This is a genomic window from Mycobacterium sp. IDUB_19 (assembly GCF_055419445.1).
Genome location: NZ_JBVAXR010000234.1, coordinates 1 through 258 on the forward strand (window position 1 = coordinate 1; position 258 = coordinate 258).

General features: G+C 67.4%; 1 protein-coding gene. It reads left to right on the plus strand.

The genetic code is table 11. From position 1 onward, the window contains the following. Window positions 1-258 (plus strand): EamA family transporter (locus ACZY0B_RS28085; protein WP_463767474.1); only part of this gene is annotated, 258 nt, incomplete at both ends.

A 258-nucleotide genomic window follows, 5' to 3' on the forward strand; every position in this document is an offset into this window, starting at 1 on the left:
GTCGGCTACGGCCTGATCCCGATCGCCGGCGCCCAGCTCTGCTACTACAACGCCGTCGCACACCTGTCGGTCGGCGTGGCGCTGCTGCTGGAGTACACCGCGCCGATCCTGGTTGTCGGCTGGGTGTGGGCCACCACCCGTCGGCGCCCCAGCGTCATGACATTCGGCGGAGTAGCCGTCGCGATCGCCGGCATCATCCTGGTGCTCGACGTGTTCAGCGGAGCCCACATCAACCTCATAGGGGTGAGCTGGGGTCTC